This is a genomic window from Blautia sp. BCRC 81119, from assembly GCF_003184505.1.
Taxonomy (GTDB): Bacteria; Bacillota; Clostridia; order Lachnospirales; family Lachnospiraceae; genus Blautia_A; species Blautia_A fusiformis.
In genome coordinates, this window is the sequence record NZ_QJHD01000002.1 from 14991 (window position 1) to 34867 (window position 19877).

Annotated in this window: 18 protein-coding genes; all 18 read left to right on the forward strand. The window is 39.7% G+C overall.

Annotated features, from left to right (window positions below):
- Position 1 precedes the first annotated feature (1 nt).
- The 18 genes from DMI82_RS01145 to DMI82_RS01230 all read left to right on the forward strand — a co-directional run bounded on the left by DMI82_RS01145 (position 2) and on the right by DMI82_RS01230 (position 19858).
- Positions 2 to 1990, forward strand: a complete 1989-nt coding sequence (locus tag DMI82_RS01145; RefSeq protein ID WP_059085575.1) for a CoB--CoM heterodisulfide reductase iron-sulfur subunit A family protein — start codon at positions 2 to 4, stop codon at positions 1988 to 1990.
- Positions 1981 to 2424, forward strand: coding sequence for a hydrogenase iron-sulfur subunit (locus DMI82_RS01150; RefSeq protein ID WP_015524686.1), 444 nt, complete (start codon positions 1981 to 1983; stop codon positions 2422 to 2424). The genes DMI82_RS01145 and DMI82_RS01150 overlap by 10 nt, the downstream gene beginning before the upstream one ends.
- Positions 2412 to 3386: a 4Fe-4S dicluster domain-containing protein gene (locus DMI82_RS01155; protein ID WP_110102138.1), complete on the forward strand. Its 975-nt coding sequence runs from the start codon at positions 2412 to 2414 to the stop codon at positions 3384 to 3386. Before DMI82_RS01150 ends, DMI82_RS01155 begins: the two co-directional genes overlap by 13 nt.
- A gap of 3 nt (positions 3387 to 3389) precedes the next feature.
- On the forward strand, positions 3390 to 4427 hold the full coding sequence (locus DMI82_RS01160) for a 4Fe-4S dicluster domain-containing protein (protein WP_110102140.1): 1038 nt from the start codon (positions 3390 to 3392) through the stop codon (positions 4425 to 4427).
- Positions 4420 to 5274 (forward strand): FAD/NAD(P)-binding protein, encoded by an 855-nt coding sequence (locus tag DMI82_RS01165; RefSeq protein ID WP_015524689.1) that lies wholly within the window; start codon positions 4420 to 4422, stop codon positions 5272 to 5274. The genes DMI82_RS01160 and DMI82_RS01165 overlap by 8 nt, the downstream gene beginning before the upstream one ends.
- A gap of 233 nt (positions 5275 to 5507) precedes the next feature.
- Complete coding sequence (locus DMI82_RS01170; protein WP_330409178.1) at positions 5508 to 6221, forward strand: 2Fe-2S iron-sulfur cluster-binding protein; 714 nt, start codon at positions 5508 to 5510, stop codon at positions 6219 to 6221.
- Between the two features lie 13 nt (positions 6222 to 6234).
- Positions 6235 to 7845 carry an FAD-dependent oxidoreductase gene (locus DMI82_RS01175; RefSeq protein WP_022426050.1) on the forward strand — a complete coding sequence of 537 codons (1611 nt, stop codon included), beginning with the start codon at positions 6235 to 6237 and terminating at the stop codon, positions 7843 to 7845.
- 50 nt (positions 7846 to 7895) lie between these two features.
- Positions 7896 to 8738 carry a fumarate hydratase gene (locus tag DMI82_RS01180; protein WP_015524694.1) on the forward strand — a complete coding sequence of 281 codons (843 nt, stop codon included), beginning with the start codon at positions 7896 to 7898 and terminating at the stop codon, positions 8736 to 8738.
- A 1-nt stretch (position 8739) separates the two neighbouring features.
- The gene (locus DMI82_RS01185; RefSeq protein WP_022426051.1) at positions 8740 to 9303 is read left to right on the forward strand and encodes a Fe-S-containing hydro-lyase; all 564 of its coding nucleotides are present in this window, start codon (positions 8740 to 8742) and stop codon (positions 9301 to 9303) included.
- A 248-nt stretch (positions 9304 to 9551) separates the two neighbouring features.
- Positions 9552 to 10604: a Fic family protein gene (locus DMI82_RS01190; RefSeq protein WP_110102142.1), complete on the forward strand. Its 1053-nt coding sequence runs from the start codon at positions 9552 to 9554 to the stop codon at positions 10602 to 10604.
- 17 nt (positions 10605 to 10621) lie between these two features.
- The gene (locus DMI82_RS01195; protein ID WP_110102144.1) at positions 10622 to 12124 is read left to right on the forward strand and encodes a class I SAM-dependent DNA methyltransferase; all 1503 of its coding nucleotides are present in this window, start codon (positions 10622 to 10624) and stop codon (positions 12122 to 12124) included.
- 49 nt (positions 12125 to 12173) lie between these two features.
- Complete coding sequence (locus DMI82_RS01200) at positions 12174 to 13313, forward strand: restriction endonuclease subunit S (protein ID WP_110102146.1); 1140 nt, start codon at positions 12174 to 12176, stop codon at positions 13311 to 13313.
- A gap of 14 nt (positions 13314 to 13327) precedes the next feature.
- Positions 13328 to 13786, forward strand: coding sequence for a DUF3990 domain-containing protein (locus DMI82_RS01205; RefSeq protein WP_110102148.1), 459 nt, complete (start codon positions 13328 to 13330; stop codon positions 13784 to 13786).
- Positions 13787 to 14248 carry a hypothetical protein gene (locus DMI82_RS01210; RefSeq protein ID WP_110102150.1) on the forward strand — a complete coding sequence of 154 codons (462 nt, stop codon included), beginning with the start codon at positions 13787 to 13789 and terminating at the stop codon, positions 14246 to 14248.
- Positions 14249 to 14293: 45 nt separating this feature from the next.
- Positions 14294 to 15232 carry a RhuM family protein gene (gene rhuM / locus DMI82_RS01215; protein ID WP_110102152.1) on the forward strand — a complete coding sequence of 313 codons (939 nt, stop codon included), beginning with the start codon at positions 14294 to 14296 and terminating at the stop codon, positions 15230 to 15232.
- A 66-nt stretch (positions 15233 to 15298) separates the two neighbouring features.
- Positions 15299 to 16849: a hypothetical protein gene (locus DMI82_RS01220; protein ID WP_110102154.1), complete on the forward strand. Its 1551-nt coding sequence runs from the start codon at positions 15299 to 15301 to the stop codon at positions 16847 to 16849.
- A 2-nt stretch (positions 16850 to 16851) separates the two neighbouring features.
- Entirely contained in the window at positions 16852 to 17499 is a 648-nt protein-coding gene (locus DMI82_RS01225) for a hypothetical protein (protein ID WP_110102156.1), read from the forward strand.
- A complete protein-coding gene (locus DMI82_RS01230; RefSeq protein ID WP_110102158.1) occupies positions 17480 to 19858 on the forward strand; it encodes an AAA family ATPase in 2379 nt (792 codons plus the stop codon). Before DMI82_RS01225 ends, DMI82_RS01230 begins: the two co-directional genes overlap by 20 nt.
- Positions 19859 to 19877 lie beyond the last annotated feature (19 nt).

Here is a 19877-nt window from a genome sequence, read left to right on the forward strand (position 1 = left end):
AGTGCAGAGAATCGGTGTATTTGTCTGTCATTGCGGAAGTAATATTGCCGCTACGGTAGACGTGAAAAAGGTTGTGGAGATCATTGCAAAAGAGCCAGGAGTTGTCCATGCAGAAGATTATCAGTATATGTGTTCTGAAGCAGGACAGTCCAGGATCCAGGAAGCCATCCGTGAAAAAAATCTCACAGGAGTGGTTGTCTGTTCCTGTTCTCCGCGTATGCATGAGGCAACTTTCCGTAAAGCAGCGGAAAAGGCCGGCCTGAATCCATATATGGTGGAGATCGCAAATATCCGTGAGCACTGTTCCTGGATCCACAAGGATATGCAGGAGGCTACGGAGAAGGCCGTGATCCTTGCAAGAGCAGCAGTAGCAAAAGTCAATTTAAATGCTCCTCTTCAGCCGGGAGAAAGCCAGGTTACAAAGAGAGCCCTGATCATCGGAGGCGGTATCGCCGGAATCCAGACGGCTCTTGATATTGCCGATGCAGGCTATGAAGTTGATATTGTGGAAAAAACACCAAGTATCGGCGGAAGAATGTCACAGCTTGACAAAACCTTCCCTACTCTGGATTGCTCCGCATGTATCCTTACTCCAAAAATGGTAGAGGCTGCAGCTCACGAAAAGATCAATATCTATACATACAGTGAAGTAGAAAAAGTTGCAGGTTTTGTAGGAGATTTTACTGTTGATATCCGCAAAAAAGCGCGAAGTGTCAACATGGACAAATGTACAGGCTGTGGAGTCTGCCAGGAAAAATGTCCTTCCAAAAAGATTCCAAATGAGTTCAACAGAGGGCTGAACAACCGGTCAGCTATTTATACTCCGTTTGCACAGGCGATTCCAAATGTTCCTGTGATCGACAGAGAGCATTGCCTGAAATTTAAGACAGGCAAATGTGGTGTCTGCTCCAAAGTATGTCAGGCAGGAGCCATTGATTACGACCAGCAGGATGAGATCGTAACACAGAAATACGGAGCAATCGTGGTGGCAACCGGATTTGATACCATCAAGCTTGACAAATATGATGAATACGCATACAGCCAGAGCAAGGATGTGATCACATCTCTGGAGCTGGAGCGTATCATGAATGCTGCAGGACCTACAAAAGGACATCTTGAGCGTCTTTCCGATGGAAAAGCACCGAAGGAGATCGTATTTATCCAGTGTGTTGGAAGCCGTTGCTCCGATGACCGTGGAAAGCCATACTGTTCCAAGATCTGCTGTATGTACACAGCTAAGCATGCCATGCTGATCCGTGATAAATATCCGGATACCAATGTGACGGTATTTTATATTGATGTCCGTACACCTGGTAAAAACTTCGATGAGTTTTACAGAAGAGCAGTTGAGCAGTATAACGTAAACTACATCAAAGGTCAGGTAGGAAAAGTAATTCCGCAGCCGGATGGAACACTTCTTGTTCAGGGCTCGGATCTTCTTGATAATAAGCAGATCTTCAAGAAAGCAGATATGGTAGTTCTTGCAACAGCCATTGAGCCAAATCCGGATGTACGTAAGATCGCTACCATGCTTACTGCAAGTATTGACACCAACAATTTCCTTACAGAAGCTCATGCAAAGCTTCGTCCTGTAGAATCACCGACAGCAGGAATTTTCCTTTCCGGTGTATGCCAGGGACCAAAGGATATCCCGGAGACAGTTGCCCAGGCAGGAGCTGCGGCTGTTAAGGCCATAGGACTTCTTGCAAAGGACAAGCTGACAACCAATCCATGTACGGCAAAATCCGACGAGCTTCTCTGTAACGGATGCTCTACCTGTGCAAATGTATGTCCTTACGGAGCGATTTCCTATGAGGAGAAACAGGTCAACGATCACGGTATCCGTGAGACAAGAAGAGTTGCGGTTGTCAATACAGCACTTTGCCAGGGCTGCGGTGCCTGCACAGTAGCCTGCCCGTCAGGAGCCATGGACCTTCAGGGCTTCTCCAACAGACAGATTATCGCGGAGGTGGATGCAATATGTCGATAGAAACAAAGGAAGAATTCAGACCAAAGATCGTGGCATTCTGCTGTAACTGGTGTAGCTACGCCGGAGCAGACCTTGCCGGAAGCAGCCGTTTAAGCTATCCGGCGGATGTAAAGATCATCCGTGTTCCATGTTCCTGCCGTGTCAATCCCATGTTCATCCTCCGTGCCTTTGAAAAAGGAGCCGATGGTGTGATCATGTGCGGATGCCATCCGGGAGACTGCCATTACAGTACCGGAAACTATTATGCAAGAAGACGTATGACACTTCTGTTTTCAATGCTGGATTATATTGGGGTGGAAAACGGAAGAACACGTGTGGAATGGGTATCTGCCGCAGAAGGCGTGAAATTTTCACAGACTATGAATGAGTTTGTTGAGAAGATCCATTCACTTGGTAAAAACGTGAGATTGGAGGATATAAGATGCAGGAGCTGATAAAACGTGCAAAAGAACTGCTTGCAGATGGCACGGTAGTCCGGGTTCTTGGGTGGAAAGCCGGAGATCTTGCCTTTAATCCGGAACCAGCCTATTTTGAAACACCGGAATCTCTGGAGGATTTTGTCTATGATGGATTCTGCGGTGCCAATTTAAGCAAATATATGATCGAAGCTTCCAAGCTGGAAGGAAAAACCATGGTCTGTCTGAAGCCCTGCGATACATATAGCTTTAACCAGCTTTTGAAAGAGCATCGTGTAGACAGAGAAAAAGCCTATATCGTAGGTGTTGGCTGTAAAGGAAAGCTGGATATTGAAAAGATCCGCAAAATGGGGATCAAGGGTATCCGGGGAATTTCCGGAACAGAGATTACCGGAGATGCAGAGACATTGACTGTGGATACTGTTTACGGAGAAAAAACCTGTGCATACAAAGATGCCATGCTGGAACGCTGCCATGTATGTAAAGGAAAAGAGCATAAAATTTACGATGAACTGATTGGTGAGTCAAAGGAGACAAAGGACGCTGACCGTTTCGCAGAAGTTGAGCGGATCGAGGCAATGAGTCCGGAAGAAAAATTTGCATTCTGGCAGAGCGAGCTGAGTAAATGTATCCGCTGTAATGCCTGCCGTAATGTATGTCCGGCCTGCAGCTGCCGCAAATGCGTTTTTGACAGCAACAAGTTCGACAGCGCCCAGAAGGCAAATGTGGATTCCTTTGAGGAAAAGATGTTCCATGTGATCCGTGCCTTCCATGTAGCCGGAAGATGTACGGACTGTGGCGAGTGCAGCAGAGTCTGCCCGCAGGGAATTCCCCTTCATCTGTTTAACCGTAAGTTTATCAAGGATATTGATAAATTTTACGGTGAGTACCAGGCAGGCGAGGATGCGGAGTCAAAGGGTTCGCTTACCAGCTTTACCTTTGAGGATGTAGAGCCAGGGATCGTGGCAGAAAGGGGATAATGTATGTATAAGATCGCAGTAGAAAATCTGCCGGCATTATTCCGGAAAATTGCCGCAGACCAGGAATTATATTTACCGGTAAAGGTAAGTGAACAGGTGAACTTCAAGGCATGGAGCGAGGATGCAGAAGTTTCCCTTGAAACACTGAAAACCGTGAAATCACCGAAGGATGCTTTCTTTCCGCAGAGTGAAAATCTCTATACCTGTAAAAAGGACGGAAAAAATATCAGCATTGAGCCTCAGGCGCTGAAAGACCAGAATTTTGTTGTATTCGGAATGAGAGCCTGTGATGTACAGGGCGTGAAGGTCCTCGACAAGGTGTTTCTTGGGGATCCGGTGGATACTTTTTACCAGGCAAGAAGAGAACATGGAACTATCGTAGCTCTTGCCTGTCATGAACCGGAGGAAAGCTGCTTCTGTAAAGTATTTGGCATTGATGCCGCAGATCCGGAAGCAGATGTTGCAGCCTGGATCATCGAGGGAGAACTTTTCTGGAAGCCTCTCACAGAAAAAGGAAATGCTCTGACAGAAGCTGTGAAGGAGCTTTTGGCAGACGCTGATGAGACAAAGGTAGAAGGGGAAAAGAAGGCGATCCGTGACATTATCGAGCTTCTTCCATATACACATCTTTCACTGGAAGGATGGGCGCAGGAAGAATACATGGACCGTTTCAATTCTCCTGTATGGGAGAAACTGTACAAGCCTTGTCTTGCCTGCGGAACCTGTACCTTCGTATGTCCGACCTGTCAGTGCTATGACATTAAGGATTACGACACAGGGCACGGTGTTCACCGTTACCGCTGCTGGGATTCCTGCATGTACTCTGATTTTACCATGATGGCTCACGGAAACAACCGTACCAGCCAGATGCAGAGATTCCGTCAGAGATTTATGCATAAGCTTGTTTATTATCCGTTAAATAATGACGGCATGTTCTCCTGTGTTGGCTGCGGCCGCTGCGTGGAGAAATGTCCGGAATCTTTAAATATCGTAAAAGTCATCAAGGCCTTTGAAAAACAGGGAGGTGAAAAGAATGAGTGAATGTACCTGTCATAAAAATTATACACTGGATACGCTGATCCCCAAGGTTGGCGTGATCACAGATATCCGTCAGGAGACACCGGATGTAAAAACCTTCCGTGTGGAAGCTCCGGAGGGTGGAAAGCTTTTCGAGCATATGCCAGGACAGTGTGCCATGGTCTGTGCACCAGGAGTCAGTGAAGGTATGTTTTCCATTACTTCTTCTCCGACTGTAAAGGATTATCAGGAATTCAGCATCAAAAAATGCGGATCCCTTACCGATTATCTCCACAGCCTTCAGGTTGGAGATGAGATCGCAGTCCGCGGACCATACGGAAATCATTTTCCGGTGGAAGATAAGTTAAAGGGAAAAAATCTCCTGTTTATCGCAGGTGGAATCGGTCTGGCACCTCTTCGTTCTGTGATCAATTATGTGCTGGATAACCGTGAGGATTACGGAACAGTAGATATTCTCTATGGTTCCCGTTCCGCAGATGATCTGGTGCAGCTTAAGGAAATCCAGGAAGTATGGATGAAAACAGAAGGTGTAAATGTATATCTTACCATTGACCGCGAGCAGGAAGGCTGGGACGGTCATGTAGGATTTGTTCCGAATTATCTGAAGGAGATTGGTTTTGATACCAATAAGACCGCTCTGGTCTGCGGCCCGCCGATCATGATCAAATTCGTTCTGGCAGGACTGGAAGAGCTGGGCTTCTCCAGAGATCAGGTATATACCACACTGGAGCTTCGTATGAAATGCGGTGTCGGAAAATGCGGCCGCTGCAACATCGGAGACAAATACGTCTGCAAAGACGGCCCGGTATTCCGATGTGATGAGGTGGATGAATTACCTAATGAGTACTAAGTTATAGATTGCACCTTAAGAAACTTTCAAATATATGCGCTGGTTATAGCCAGTACACAGCCATGTGGAACAGCCATCTCGCTAAGATGCCCATTTTAGGAGCGGTTTTAGCGGCGCTGAAATCCAGTACTTACGAAGACTTAGGAGTGAAGGCTCTCCTGAACTCCTTAGTCGCAGTTAGTACTTAGTTCAGCAGAGCGTTGCGACGGGCACGTGTGAGATGGCTGTTCCACATGGCGTACGATTTGGATAAAAGAAAGGACACCAACATGGAAAATAATATGGTAAACGTATATTTTTTCGGTAAAAAATACAGCGTTCCCGGTGATCTGACCATTATGACAGCTATGGAATATGCCGGTTATACATTAAAAAGAGGATGCGGCTGCAGACACGGATTCTGCGGCGCCTGCGCGACCATCTACAGGATCAAGGGACAGAATGAGCTGAAAACCTGTCTCGCCTGTCAGACACAGGTGCAGGAAGGAATGTATGTGGCAAGTATCCCGTTCTTCCCTACAGACAAGAGACTTTATAATATAGAAGATCTTAAGCCGAACCAGCAGGTAATGATGGAGCTTTATCCGGAGATCTACAGCTGCATCGGATGCAATGCCTGCACAAAGGCCTGTACACAGGACTTAAATGTCATGCAGTATATTGCATATGCGCAGAGAGGTGAGCTTGAAAAATGTGCAGAGGAATCCTTTGACTGTGTAAGCTGCGGCTGCTGTTCCGTAAGATGTCCGGCAGGAATTTCCCATCCGATGGTAGGCCTTCTGGCAAGACGTCTCACCGGAAAATATATTGCGCCGAAAAGCGAGCATCTGGAGAAACGTGTGGAAGAGATCCACGAGGGCAAATTTGACGGTATGATCGAGAAGATCATGCAGAAGCCGATCACAGAGATGCAGGAACTTTACAACAGCAGAGAAATCGAGAAGTAGGAGGGCGTAAAACATGTATGCACCATATCCAGAAAATATGATGGAATCCATCAAAAAGGTAGAGGCTACAAGAGCGGAGCGTATGGCAACAGAGCCAAGACGTCTGAGTGCAGATGAGAAAGATGCTCTTCTCAAAAAATTCCATCCGGATTATAACCCGGATGCATTTGCAGAGATTAAGGTAGGACCGAACAAGGGACAGAAAGCACCACTGGAACTGACAAAAATGCTCCATTCAGAAAGCCGTCTGCTCAACGAAAAAATCGATCTTACAAAAATCGATTATGATGTAGATGTACTGATCATCGGCGGTGGCGGAGCAGGCTCTTCCTGTGCCATCGAGGCCCACAACGCAGGTGCCAACGTTATGATCGTTACAAAGCTCCGTATCGGTGATGCCAACACCATGATGGCAGAAGGCGGGATCCAGGCAGCAGATAAAGAAAATGATTCCCCGGTACAGCATTATCTGGACTGCTTTGGAGGCGGACATTTTGCCGCAAAACCGGAGCTTGTAAAAAGACTGGTAATGGAAGCACCGGATGCGATCAAATGGCTCAACGACCTTGGTGTTGAGTTTGATAAAGCAGAAGACGGAACCATGGTCACTACACATGGCGGCGGTACCTCCAGAAAGAGAATGCATGCTGCAAAGGATTATTCCGGATCAGAGATCATGCGTACTATCCGTGATGAGGTCTTAAATCTTAAGATCCCGGTAGTGGAATTTACATCCGCTGTAGAACTTCTGAAGGATGAAAAAGGTCAGACTGCCGGTGCAGTCCTTCTCAACATGGAAACCGGAGACTATTCCGTTGCAAGAGCAAAAACAGTTGTAATTGCAACCGGTGGTGCAGGAAGAATGCATTATCAGGGATTCCCGACCTCCAATCACTACGGAGCAACTGCTGACGGACTCGTGCTTGGATACAGAGCAGGCGCTTCCCTTCTTTACCAGGATTCTATCCAGTATCATCCAACAGGTGCGATCTATCCGTCACAGATCCTTGGTGCCCTGGTAACAGAGAAGGTTCGTTCCGTTGGTGCACAGCTTGTAAATGCAAACGGAGAAGCTTATATCCATCCGCTGGAAACCCGTGACGTAAATGCTTCCGGTGTTATCCGTGAGTGTGAGGAAGGCCGTGGCGTGGAAGTTCCAGGTGGACGAAAAGGTGTATGGCTGGATACTCCGATGATCGAGATCCTGGGCGGTGAGGGAACTATCGAAAAGAGGATCCCTGCCATGTTCCGTATGTACATGAATTACGGCATTGATATGAGAAAAGTCCCGATCGTGATCTACCCGACCCTTCATTATCAGAACGGCGGACTTGAGATCAACGGAGACGGCTTTACAAAAGAAATCCCGAACCTTTTGGTTGCAGGAGAGGCAGCAGGCGGAATCCACGGAAGAAACCGACTGATGGGCAACTCTCTTCTTGATGTAATTGTATTCGGACGAAATGCAGGTAAAAAAGCAGCTGCCAAATGCAAAGAGGTAGAGCTTGGCACTATGAATCTGGATCATATCAGAAAATATGAAGAGGAACTGAAAAATGCAGGAGTTGATACAGGAGACGTATCTCCTATGCTTCTGCCGAAATATGCCCGCCACGAACGTTAACAATATGTTATGATAATAAAAACATATGAGATAAGCGAAAGGAGTCTATTATGAGAGAAATCGAAGTAAACAGACTTACAGAGATTATCGAAAAACTCTGTATCGAAGCCAATGAACATCTCCCGGAAGATGTGAAGGATGCTATCAAAACCTGCCGTGCCTGCGAGGACGGCGAGATCGCAAAAGGTGTCCTTGATAACATTATCGAGAATTTTGATATCGCGGACAGTGAGAATGTTCCGATCTGTCAGGATACCGGAATGGCATGCGTATTCCTTGAAATTGGTCAGGATGTCCACTTTACAGGCGGAGATTTAAATGATGCCATTAATGAAGGTGTACGCCGCGGATACGATAAAGGTTACCTGAGAAAATCCGTTGTCAAGGATCCGGTACGCCGTGGAAACACAGGTGACAATACACCGGCTATGATCTATACAGAGATCGTTCCTGGAGATCAGGTGAAAGTAACTGTAGGACCAAAAGGCTTCGGAAGCGAGAATATGAGCCAGATCCGTATGTTCAAGCCATCTGCAGGCCTTCAGGGAATCAAGGATTTCATTCTTGAGGTTGTAGAAACTGCAGGTCCGAACCCATGTCCTCCTATGGTAGTTGGTGTTGGTATCGGAGGAACTTTTGACAAATGTGCACTTCTTGCAAAGAAAGCGCTGATGCGTCCTCTGAATACAGAGAACCCGGATCCTTACTATGCAGATCTTGAGAAAGAGATGCTGGAGAAGATCAACAAGCTTGGTATCGGACCTCAGGGCTTTGGCGGAAAGACCACAGCTATCGGTCTGAACATTGAGACTATGCCTACTCATATCGCAGGTATGCCATGTGCAGTTAATATCAACTGCCATGTAACACGTCATAAAACGGAGGTGCTTTAATATGGAAAGAAGAAAGATCACACTGCCTCTGACAAGAGAGCTGGCAAGAACTCTCCATGCAGGCGACCAGGTTTTACTGACAGGAACCATCTATACGTCCCGTGATGCAGGTCACAAGAGAATGTGCGAGGCCCTTGCAAAAGGAGAAAAGATTCCTTTTGACCCTACAGATGCTACCATTTACTATGTAGGTCCGACTCCGGCAAAACCAGGCGAAGTCATCGGCTCCGCAGGCCCTACAACCAGCGGCCGTATGGATGCCTATGCACCGACCATGATGTCCGTAGGCGCCAGAGGAATGATCGGAAAAGGTGCCCGCCTTCCGGAAGTCGTAGATGCAATGAAAAAATATGACGGCGTATATTTCGGAGCCATCGGCGGTGCAGGTGCACTTCTTGCAAAATGCATCAAAAAAGCAGAGCTTATCGCTTACGAAGACCTCGGAGCAGAAGCACTCCGCAAGCTTTATGTGGAAGACATGCCGCTTGTAGTCATCATTGACAGCGAGGGAAATAACCTCTACGAAGAGGGACGTGCAGAGTACCTGAAAGACCACGCAGAATAATCTTTTGCCCCAAAATGTGATATTGTGATATATTTCAAAAAGGAATAAAAAGGATAAAAGTCCGACAGTAAATGCTGAAGATCCGTGCAGAAGCATTTATTGTTGGGCTTTTTAATTTTATCATTTCACTTTCAATTTAATCATTCTTGCGAAAATGATCAAATTAAAGTTGACAATGATAAGATTGATTTATATACTTGAAGTAAATAAAATCCAAAAAGAGTGATAAAGAAGGTGATGAAAAATATATGAGACAGTTTGATTATCGGGAAAAGTGGAAAAATCTGTTGACTCCTGAAATTGTATCTTACCTGACACAGATACATGAATTTAAAGGAGAACAAACTCTTTTTATTGAGGCCAAAGCAGATACTCTTACACAATTAGTTGAAATCGCCAAGATTCAAAGTACGGAAAGTTCCAATAAAATAGAAGGTATTTATACATCAGACATTAGATTGCGGGAATTGGTAAAAGACAAAACAAGGCCAAGAACAAGAAATGAACAGGAGATTGCCGGATACAGAGATGTATTGAATACAATTCATGAAAGCCATGACCATATCCCACCAAAGTCTGCGATTATTTTACAGCTTCACAGAGATTTGTATAAATTTGAAAGTTACAATATTGGAGGGAAATATAAAACTGCAGATAATGTCATTGAGGAAGAAGATTCTCAGGGAATAAAAAAAATACGGTTTAAACCAGTACCGGCATGGGAAACACCGGAAGCAATGGAAGAACTATGCAGAGCATTTGAAGAGGCAATGGCAACAGGAGAAATAGATCCGCTTCTTTTGATTCCAATGTTTATTCTGGATTTCCTATGCATACATCCGTTTAATGACGGCAATGGAAGAATGAGCCGTTTACTTACACTGTTACTTTTGTACAGATCCGGCTATATTGTGGGAAAATATATCAGTATCGAGAGAATGATAGAAAATTCAAAGGAATTATACTATGAATGTTTAAGGGAAAGTTCTGAGAACTGGTATGAGAATAAGAATGATTATGTACCATTTGTAAAATATATGCTTGGCGTTATCGTAGGAGCATACAGAGAGTTTTCTTCAAGAATAAAATTGCTGATAACGCAGAATATATCAAAACCGGAGCGAATAGAAGAGATTATAAAAAACACTCTGGGAACAATTACAAAAAAGGAAATCGCAGAAAAGTGTCCGGATATTAGTGTGGTAACGATACAGAGAACACTGGCAGAATTACTGACAGCAGAAAAAATTTTAAAAATCGGCGGCGGAAGGTATACGAAATATACCTGGAATAATGAGTAATAGATGGGAGATAAAAAATGATCACTGGTGAATTAAAAAACAAAATAGATGGTTTATGGGATATATTTGCGGCAGGAGGACTTGTCAATCCACTGGAAGTAATCGAACAGATTACATACCTGATGTTTATTCATGATCTGGATGATTCCGATAATATGCGTGCAAGAGAAAGTGCAATGCTTGGCTTGCCATTTCAGAGTATTTTTTCCGGAGAAGTAAAAATAGGTGAGAGAACAATTGACGGAAGTCAGCTGAAATGGTCCGTATTCCATGATTTTCCGGCAGACAGAATGTATATGATCATGCAGGAATGGGTATTTCCGTTTATAAAAAATCTTCATAATGATAAAAACAGTGCATATTCCAAATATATGGACGATGCGATATTTAAGCTTCCGACACCACTCCTTTTATCCAAAGTGGTGGATTCTCTGGATGAAATTTACAAACTTATGAATGAAATCCAGACAGCAGATGTCAGAGGAGATGTATATGAATATCTTCTTTCAAAAATAGCTCAGTCCGGACGGAATGGACAGTTCCGTACACCAAGACATATTATCCGGATGATGGTTGAGATGATGGATCCGTCCAGTGATGAGATTATCTGTGATCCGTCATGTGGAACCTCCGGATTTCTGGTTGCAGCAGGAGAATATCTGAAAGAAAAAAGAAAAGAAGAAATTTTTTATGATAAGCAGAAAAAAAATCATTACATGAATCATATGTTCCATGGATACGATATGGACCGCACCATGCTTCGTATTGGAGCTATGAATATGATGACTCACGGAATAGAAAATCCTTATATTGAGTATCGGGATAGCTTATCTGATCAGAATGCAGATAAAGATCAGTATTCTCTTGTGCTGGCAAACCCTCCTTTTAAAGGAAGCCTGGATGCAGAATCTGTTTCAGGAGATCTTCTTAAAGTTTGCAAGACAAAGAAAACAGAACTTTTATTTCTGGCTTTGTTCCTGAGGATTATGAAAATTGGAGGAAGATGCGCCTGTATTGTACCAGATGGTGTACTTTTCGGATCATCACGGGCACATAAATCCATCCGAAAAGAAATCGTTGAGAATCAGAGACTGGAAGCTGTAATATCCATGCCTTCCGGTGTATTTAAACCCTATGCAGGAGTATCCACAGCGATCCTCATTTTTACAAAAACAGAACACGGTGGAACAGATCAGGTATGGTTCTACGATATGAATGCAGACGGATTCAGTCTGGACGATAAACGTACTCCGGTCACAGAGAATGACATTCCGGATATTATAGAGCGTTTCAAAAACCTTGATAAAGAAGCAGAACGGAAACGAACAGACCAGTCATTTATGGTACCGAAAAAAGATATTGTAGAGAATGATTATGATCTCAGCATCAATAAATACAAAGAAATCGAATACACTCCGGTGGAATATCCGCCAACATCAGAAATCATGGCCAATATCCGGGAGCTGGAGATGGAAATTGGAAAAGAAATGGATGAACTGGAACGGTTGTTGGGATTATAGAAGAAAGGATAGCAGATTCGAAAATTCGGGTTTGTGTGGAATGATGTAGATGGAATATACTAAATTAAAATATATAAATCAATATAAGAGTAAAAGTATCAATCCAGCCAAAACACCTGATACTATTTTTGAAATGTATAGTGTTCCTATTTATGCAACAGGACATCCTGAGTATTTGCGCGGAGATGAAATTGCATCGAATAAAGCAATAGTTCGGAAAAATGATATTTTGCTGTGTAAGATTAATCCAAGAATTAACAGAGTTTGGGTGGTTTCTGATGAGTCAGGTAAACAAAATATTGCTTCATCAGAATGGATAGTGATAAGAAATAGTGAATACAATCCTGAGTTTTTAGCGTGGTATTTTAGAACACCAAAATTTCAAAAATTTATGACAAGTGAGATAACTGGTATAGGAGGATCTTTAACAAGAGCGCAGCCTAAATGTGTAGCGGAGTATCCGGTTCCTGTTTTAAATAGAAAAAAGCAAGATGAAATTGTTAATATCCTTGACAAATGTAAGTTTGTGATTGACTCTCGAAAAAGAGAATTGCTTGAATTGGATAACATCATTAAAGCCCGATTTGTCGAGATGTTTGGAAGTATTCATGAAAGTACAGGATATCCATATTTAGCTTTAAAAGATTTATCAGATGTTATCAGTGGAGGTACTCCAAGTAGAGGAAAGGCTGAATTTTGGAATAATGGGACAATTCCGTGGGTAAAAACGACTGAATTGAAAAATAATGTAATCACTGATGTAGATGAGTACATTACAGAAGAAGGCTTAGTTAATTCTTCTGCAAAACTAGTTCCTGCTGGTACAATTTTAGTTGCAATGTATGGTCAAGGAAAAACGAGGGGCATGACTGCATATTTGGATATTGAAGCTTCTACGAATCAAGCATGTGCGTGTATTTTGCCTTCGGATAAAATTGACTCAATGTTTATGTGGAAATATTTTGAACTGTCATATGACAAGTTAAGAAGTTTGGCACAAGGTGCTGGACAACCTAATCTTAATGGAAATATGATAAAAAATTTTAAGGTATTAGTTCCGCCAATAGAGATGCAAAAATCATATGTTAATTTTGTTAATCAAGTCGATAAATCAAAAGTTAAAGTGCAAAAAGCACTGGATGAAACACAAAAATTATTCGACAGTCTCATGCAACAGTATTTCGGATAAAAAGGAGAAACTGAATGGCGATAATGACGGTGTATCATGGTGGATATCAGGCTGTAGAGAAACCGGAAATTCGAAAAGACCGTAATATAAAAGATTTTGGAACAGGTTTTTACTGTACAATTATAAAAGAACAGGCTCAAAGATGGGCCAGGAGATATGATACGAAGGTTGTATCTGTTTATGATGTTCGTTTAAAATCGAATCTGAAAATAAAAGAATTCAAAGATATGACAGAAGAATGGTTGGATTTTATAATTGCATGTCGGAGTGGGAAAGACCATGAATATGATATTGTAATCGGCGCAATGGCAGACGATCAGATTTATAATTTTGTTTCTGATTACATGGACGGTACGATTACCAGAGAACAGTTCTGGGTTCTGGCAAAGTTCAAGTATCCAACTCATCAGATAGCATTTTGTTCCAAAGAATCATTGAAATGCCTGAAGTATAGAGATTGTGAGGTGCTATAAATGGCAGGAGAAGGACGTGAAAGCAAAAAAGATAACGATTTATTTTACACATGCAGCCTGATCGATTACATTGCCAGGAAAACAAAGAATACACGGGCAGATGTTGTAAATAAACTTGGAAAGCAGAGAGTTGATAAAATCTATGACCTGGCAGATATTTACCATTGTGACAACATTGACAGAGTCAGTGAGGATTTTATTGAAGAAGCAGGAATACAAGAAGGAAATTTTAACAATGTTGGTGATTGTAAATACAGCATTCCATCACATTGGGACATTGGAAAAGTATATAAGCGGCTGATAAAAATGGTTGCTGCAGATGAAAATATTGGAATCGTAGATGCTTTAATAAAAGTATACAATTCCTTTATCAGTGCAAAGATTGATGACTACAACAGCAGTGTATATTACGAAAATCCGTCATATATATTTGAATCGTATCGGGAAAATAGAATGCTATAAATGAAATAGTCGAAAGACATTGGTATATCTTGAAAGGATAATCTCATGAAAAAAGAATTGGTAATATTTGAGACGTTAGATAAAGAGATATCATTATCTGTAGAGATTCTTAAAAATACGGTATGGCTTACACAGAATCAAATGGCAGAATTATTTAAAACGACAAAGCAGAATATTAGTTTGCATGCTAATAATTGTTTTAAAGAGGGTGAACTTGATAAAAAATCAGTTGTCAAGGAATCCTTGACAACTGCGGCAGATGGAAAAAATTACAAAACAAAGCTATATAATTTGGATGTGATAATTTCGATTGGATATAGGGTAAAATCTAAAAGAGGTGTTGAATTTCGGCAGTGGGCTAATGAAATCCTTAAACAATATATACTAAAAGGTTATGTAGTAAACAAAAAACGTTTACAAGCTCTTGAAAAAACGGTTGATATTCAGACAAAAATGTTGGCAAATGCATTGGATGTAGAAGAGGCCGATATACTTAAAGCAGTAAATGAATATACGGATGCATTGCTTCTTTTAGACCAATATGATCATCAAGCTTTAAAAAAGCCTTCAGGAAAAATGCCAACATATCGTATTACATATGATGAGTGTGTTACGATGGTTAATAATATGAGAGATTCGTTTAATACAGATGTTTTTGGAGTAGAAAAAGAAGCTGGTAAGGTTAAAGGGATAATTGCAGCTATATACCAGAGTGCATTTGGATATGATGCATATCCTTCATTGGAGGAAAAAGCAGCATATTTGTTGTACTTTATGATTAAAGACCATCCATATGCAGATGGTTGCAAACGAATAGCAGCTTCGCTATTTTTGGAATTTCTTGACAGAAATAATGCATTGTTTGTTAATGGAGAAAAGAAAATCAGCGATGGTGCATTAGTAGCAATTACTTTAATGATTGCCGAATCAAGACCTGAAGAGAAAGATGTAATGGTTACACTTGTGATGAATTTGTTGAAATAATTGTTTTGGATAAATATAAAAAAATGAAGGCTAAGCAAAAAGGAATGATATAAAGGGGGCCGATTTGTGGATACGAAAATATACACAGATGAACAGAAGTTATCAATTATGTATGAAGGGGATAAAGCTAGAGATGCTACAGACAAGATTAGAGGATTTTTATTTCAAGATCTTATTACAATTATGTGTCTCCTTCAAAAAAATGTAAAATATGTTTGCTCAGAATACATCGAGGATGTGGATGTGTTTTTTGAGGACAATACATTTGAATTTATTCAAGTGAAGTATTATCCAAAAACAAGCCCATATATGAAAGAAATTTTAACGGATCTTTATTATCAATATCTTAGACTTGAGATGCTTCAAAGTACTTTAAAGGTAAGTCCGAAACTTTATATTCATGGAAAATCAAAAGTTAAGAAACTAGAGATTACGGATATGAAAACTTATATTGGACTTGAAAATAATCTTCATAAGTCAGCGAGTTACCTAAATGTTGCAGAATCAGTTAATTTGTTAAGAACAGATATTTATTCAACAAATAAGAAGTCTGAACAAAAAGAAAAGCTTTTTAGAAAGATGGCTTCAGAAAAATCTCTGGAAGGTTTTGTCTCAAAGTTTAATATTGTTCAACAAGAGGATATTAATTGCTATAAGCAGAAATTGATGGAAAAATTAGCTGAAGAATATAAAAATCCAGATGAGGATGGGGACGAGGAAAAATGGCAATTAATTTTACTTGGTCTTGCAATTTCGTACATACAACGACGCTATGTGTTAGAAAATCCGAATTTTGAACAGCTACGAGTGGACAAAAAAGAATTTGAACAGTATATGAAAGAGTCTGCTAATCTGAATACAGAACAAACGATTGCAAATTATTTACTGGGGCTTGTTTGCGAAAAATATGGAGAAATCATAAATAATAATGAAATGTCTGTTTTGCAGATGAGTATGTTGGATTTGATATATCAGAATACCTTACAATGGATAAGTGAAATTGGCAAAACTATAGAGGGACAATATCAGTTGCTAAATACATTAAGTACGCGTGAAGCAAGTAAAATTTCAGGATATAGAAAAAAATCTATAAATAGTAGATTAAGGAATATAGCAGAGTGTAATTTGACGTTTTTAAAATTTTTAAGTTATTTCTGGAAGATTATGCTGAATATTTGTCAGGAAAAAGTACACAACGAAAATGATATTTCTACTTATAAGGAGTTATTTGACCCATTATGTTACATAGATTCTTCAGTGAAACACTATATTTGTCTGAATTTTCCTGAAGATAAATATGTAGATCGGTGTGTGATTCTTCCTCCAGCGGCAGGAGAATTTAAAAGTACAAAGCGAAATATTGTAAATCGTATGGTAAATGTATCACCAAGGCCTGAAAAATGGTTTTTTCAAAATAGTAATATTATGCAGGGAAAAAATTATTACGACTATAGCACAGCAGACGTAAGTGAGAATCCTACGATAGCTGATTTGGGTGAAGATAGCTTTTATATTGAATGTATGGAGTGCATTGGGATTGATGAAGATGAATGGGGTAAAAAGGAAGAGTGTGGTAAATGTATTTTTTTGGAAAACTGTATTAAAGAGGAAAGATAGTTATGATTTTACAGGAAGAGTTTAGGAAAAACGGCTATACAGATATTCTTAAGGGAGATGTAGCTTCTGAATATGGAATTAATATGGAAGATATTTTTGATTTAGATGAGAAACCGGAAGAGTTATTAGGTATTTTTATTAGTGAACAGAAAGATGATTTGTTTTTTCTTCTGGATGGAGATTCGATGGAAATTAATTCATTATGTGATGGTTGGGATAATCGAATTCGTGTGTTTGCAATTATTAATAAAAAAGCAAGTGCAATTCAGAAGCTGAGGTATAATATTGTACAGTTGATTGTTTATTCTGGAGATACACCTGATAAAAACAGAGAAGGAAATTTATCAATATCAAGAAAAATTATTATTAAAGGCGATATGACAGATAGGAATCAAATTATAATTGGTGATGATGAGGTGATTGAATTACCATTTCATATGATTTCGTCAGCTTCATTTGCACCGGATGAAAAAAAGATGGAGCGATTAGAACAATTACTTCCGGAGAATGAGAAACTTTTGACATTAATGAAAAGAAAGAATATAAAAGTACAAAAAAAAGAAAGAGAAGGAATATGGAACAAGTCTTTTGAAGTACAAGATTATGAGCTGATTAAGGAGTGGCTGAAAAATGATAATACACAAGATTAAAATGATAAATTTTAGATGTTTTCAAAATAAAACAATTGATTTTGAGAATAAATCGGTTGTGCTTCTTTCAGCTGCAAATGGAATTGGAAAAACAACAACTATTGATGCAATTGAATGGTGTTTGACAGGTAACATTGGAAGACTAAAAACTACTTTTGATACCAGAAGTACTAATGAAGCTGATCGTAGGATGAATACAGATGGCATTTTGAAGAATAGAAATGCTAAATCAAAGGAAAATATTATAGTATCTCTTTGGTTATATGATGGAGAAAAAGAAAGAATTCTTTGTAGAAGGCAGAAAAAGGATGAATTAAATTCAGAATTTTCTAAAGTTACGCTTGATGAAAATGAGGAAATGGCGAAAATATTTATACGTGAATATGTGGGAAATAGTTTTTATAATTTTCATTTTTGTGATGTCCAAAAGTCATTCAATGTACAAAATAAAAAGAGAAAGGAACTGAAAGACTTTTTTGGTGAATTTATTACAAATTATGATGAACAGAAACAAATTGCAGAGAATTTGGATATTTTTGCTGAGGATGTAGAACGTTATATTGAAGATAAAACAAAACAGAAAGTGTCACAAGACTTAATTAAGAATCAAGAAGAGGAGTTCGCGAAAACTTGTGAAGAAGCAAAAAAGATTCCATATCCTGCGACGATATTTTATCCGAATGAAAAAATAGAAATTGTTGAATTGAATAAAGCTGAATTGACGGAACAAAAAAAAGAGGTGGAAAATTGTGGATATTTGATAGTAGAAGAAAGACTGTTTAAACTTATAAAAAATGAGACTTTAAAGAATCAGCAAAGAGTTATCAAAGAAATTGTTTCTTACTGGGAGACGAAGAGTGTGTCTATTCAACGTGCGGTAAAAGCGGGGCTATGGAAGAGTATAGAGACGATTACAAATTTAGAAGAAAAACTTAAAAAATTGAAGACTTTGTCTCTTTCTAAAGACTCGATTCTTCAGGACGGAGAATATATACTTGCATTAGAAAGTGCTGGTTTTACGAAGGTTGATTTTGACGCGGATAAACAGAAAATTAATGAAAAACAGAAAAAAGTGAAAGCTCTTTCTGATGAGATTGATTTACTTTCTAAGAATAATAAGATGTTAAAATTGTTATCTTCTCTTTTAGCGAATAAACAAGTGGTAATAGAGCATAGAAATAATATTTTTAAGGAAAAAGGTTCTGTTCGATGTCCTATTTGTGGTTCTGAGTTATTTGCGACTATGGATGAGGAGATGATTCTTAAGGAAGCGGATACTTATATTGAAGAAAATGGAAAAACTGTAAGTATAAAAGAAGCAGATAAGATTACGTTACAGAATGAAATTGAAATTCTTTATCAGAATGTCATTAATCGGGCAAAACTTGTAGTGGAGAATGAGGAGAAAACATTAGAACTTAAAAGTAGTAATCTGAAAATTCTGAAAGATGAAATTCAGCCATATTTTTCTGAAGTCAAAGAATTGCAAAAAACTCGAAAAGAGATCAACGCAGAAAATTTGACTGCTGAAATGGCGAAAGAATTATTGGCTGGTGTAGAAGAGCAACTTTTAGGGGAATGTAAAGAGCAGGAAATTAAAGAGGGATATCAACAGATTTTAACAGTTCTAGGTTATAAATTTGAAAATGAGACGGTGCAGCAGACATATGAAAAGGTGAAAAATATTATAAAAAAATCATATGTAGTTTCAAGTTTTTCTTACGATATATTTGTGTCAAAACTTAATGCCATAGATAGTATTCTTGCAAATAAAACATTATCTGATCTGAGGAAGAAAATAGAAGAAAATACAGAGAAAAACAAGATTCTTGATACAGAGATAGAAGAGCTTCAGGAACTAAAAGATATTGCATCTCAAAGAGCGAAAGATATCCGAGATGCTGTGGAGAAACTTTCGCAAGATGAATACAAAAGGGTAGGACCTGCTCTTGGTAAATTTTATAATAAGTTAGCGAGATTTAATTCTAATGAGGGAATTAATATTATTCCGGAAAAAGAAGGAATTTCGTTAGTTGATAATAACGGTAAAAATATCGTTAATATTTTGAGTAATGGTCAAATTAGTGTATTCATGTTGGCCCATTTTTTTGCTAGTATCAATGTAAGAAATGATCGCGAAAAGATGAAAATATATTTTATTGATGATTTAACTGCATGTATGGACGATGTAAATATGTTAGCATTTATGGATTTGCTTAAATATCAAATGTCATCGAAAGCGACTATGGAACAGTTGTTTTTTGCTACCTGCGATAATCGTATTAGCAATTTGTTGAAATATAAATTAGATGGACGAGGCATTGAATTTTGTGAACTTTTAGAATCGGATTTTGAGTAATGGTAAGTAAAAGAGGGAG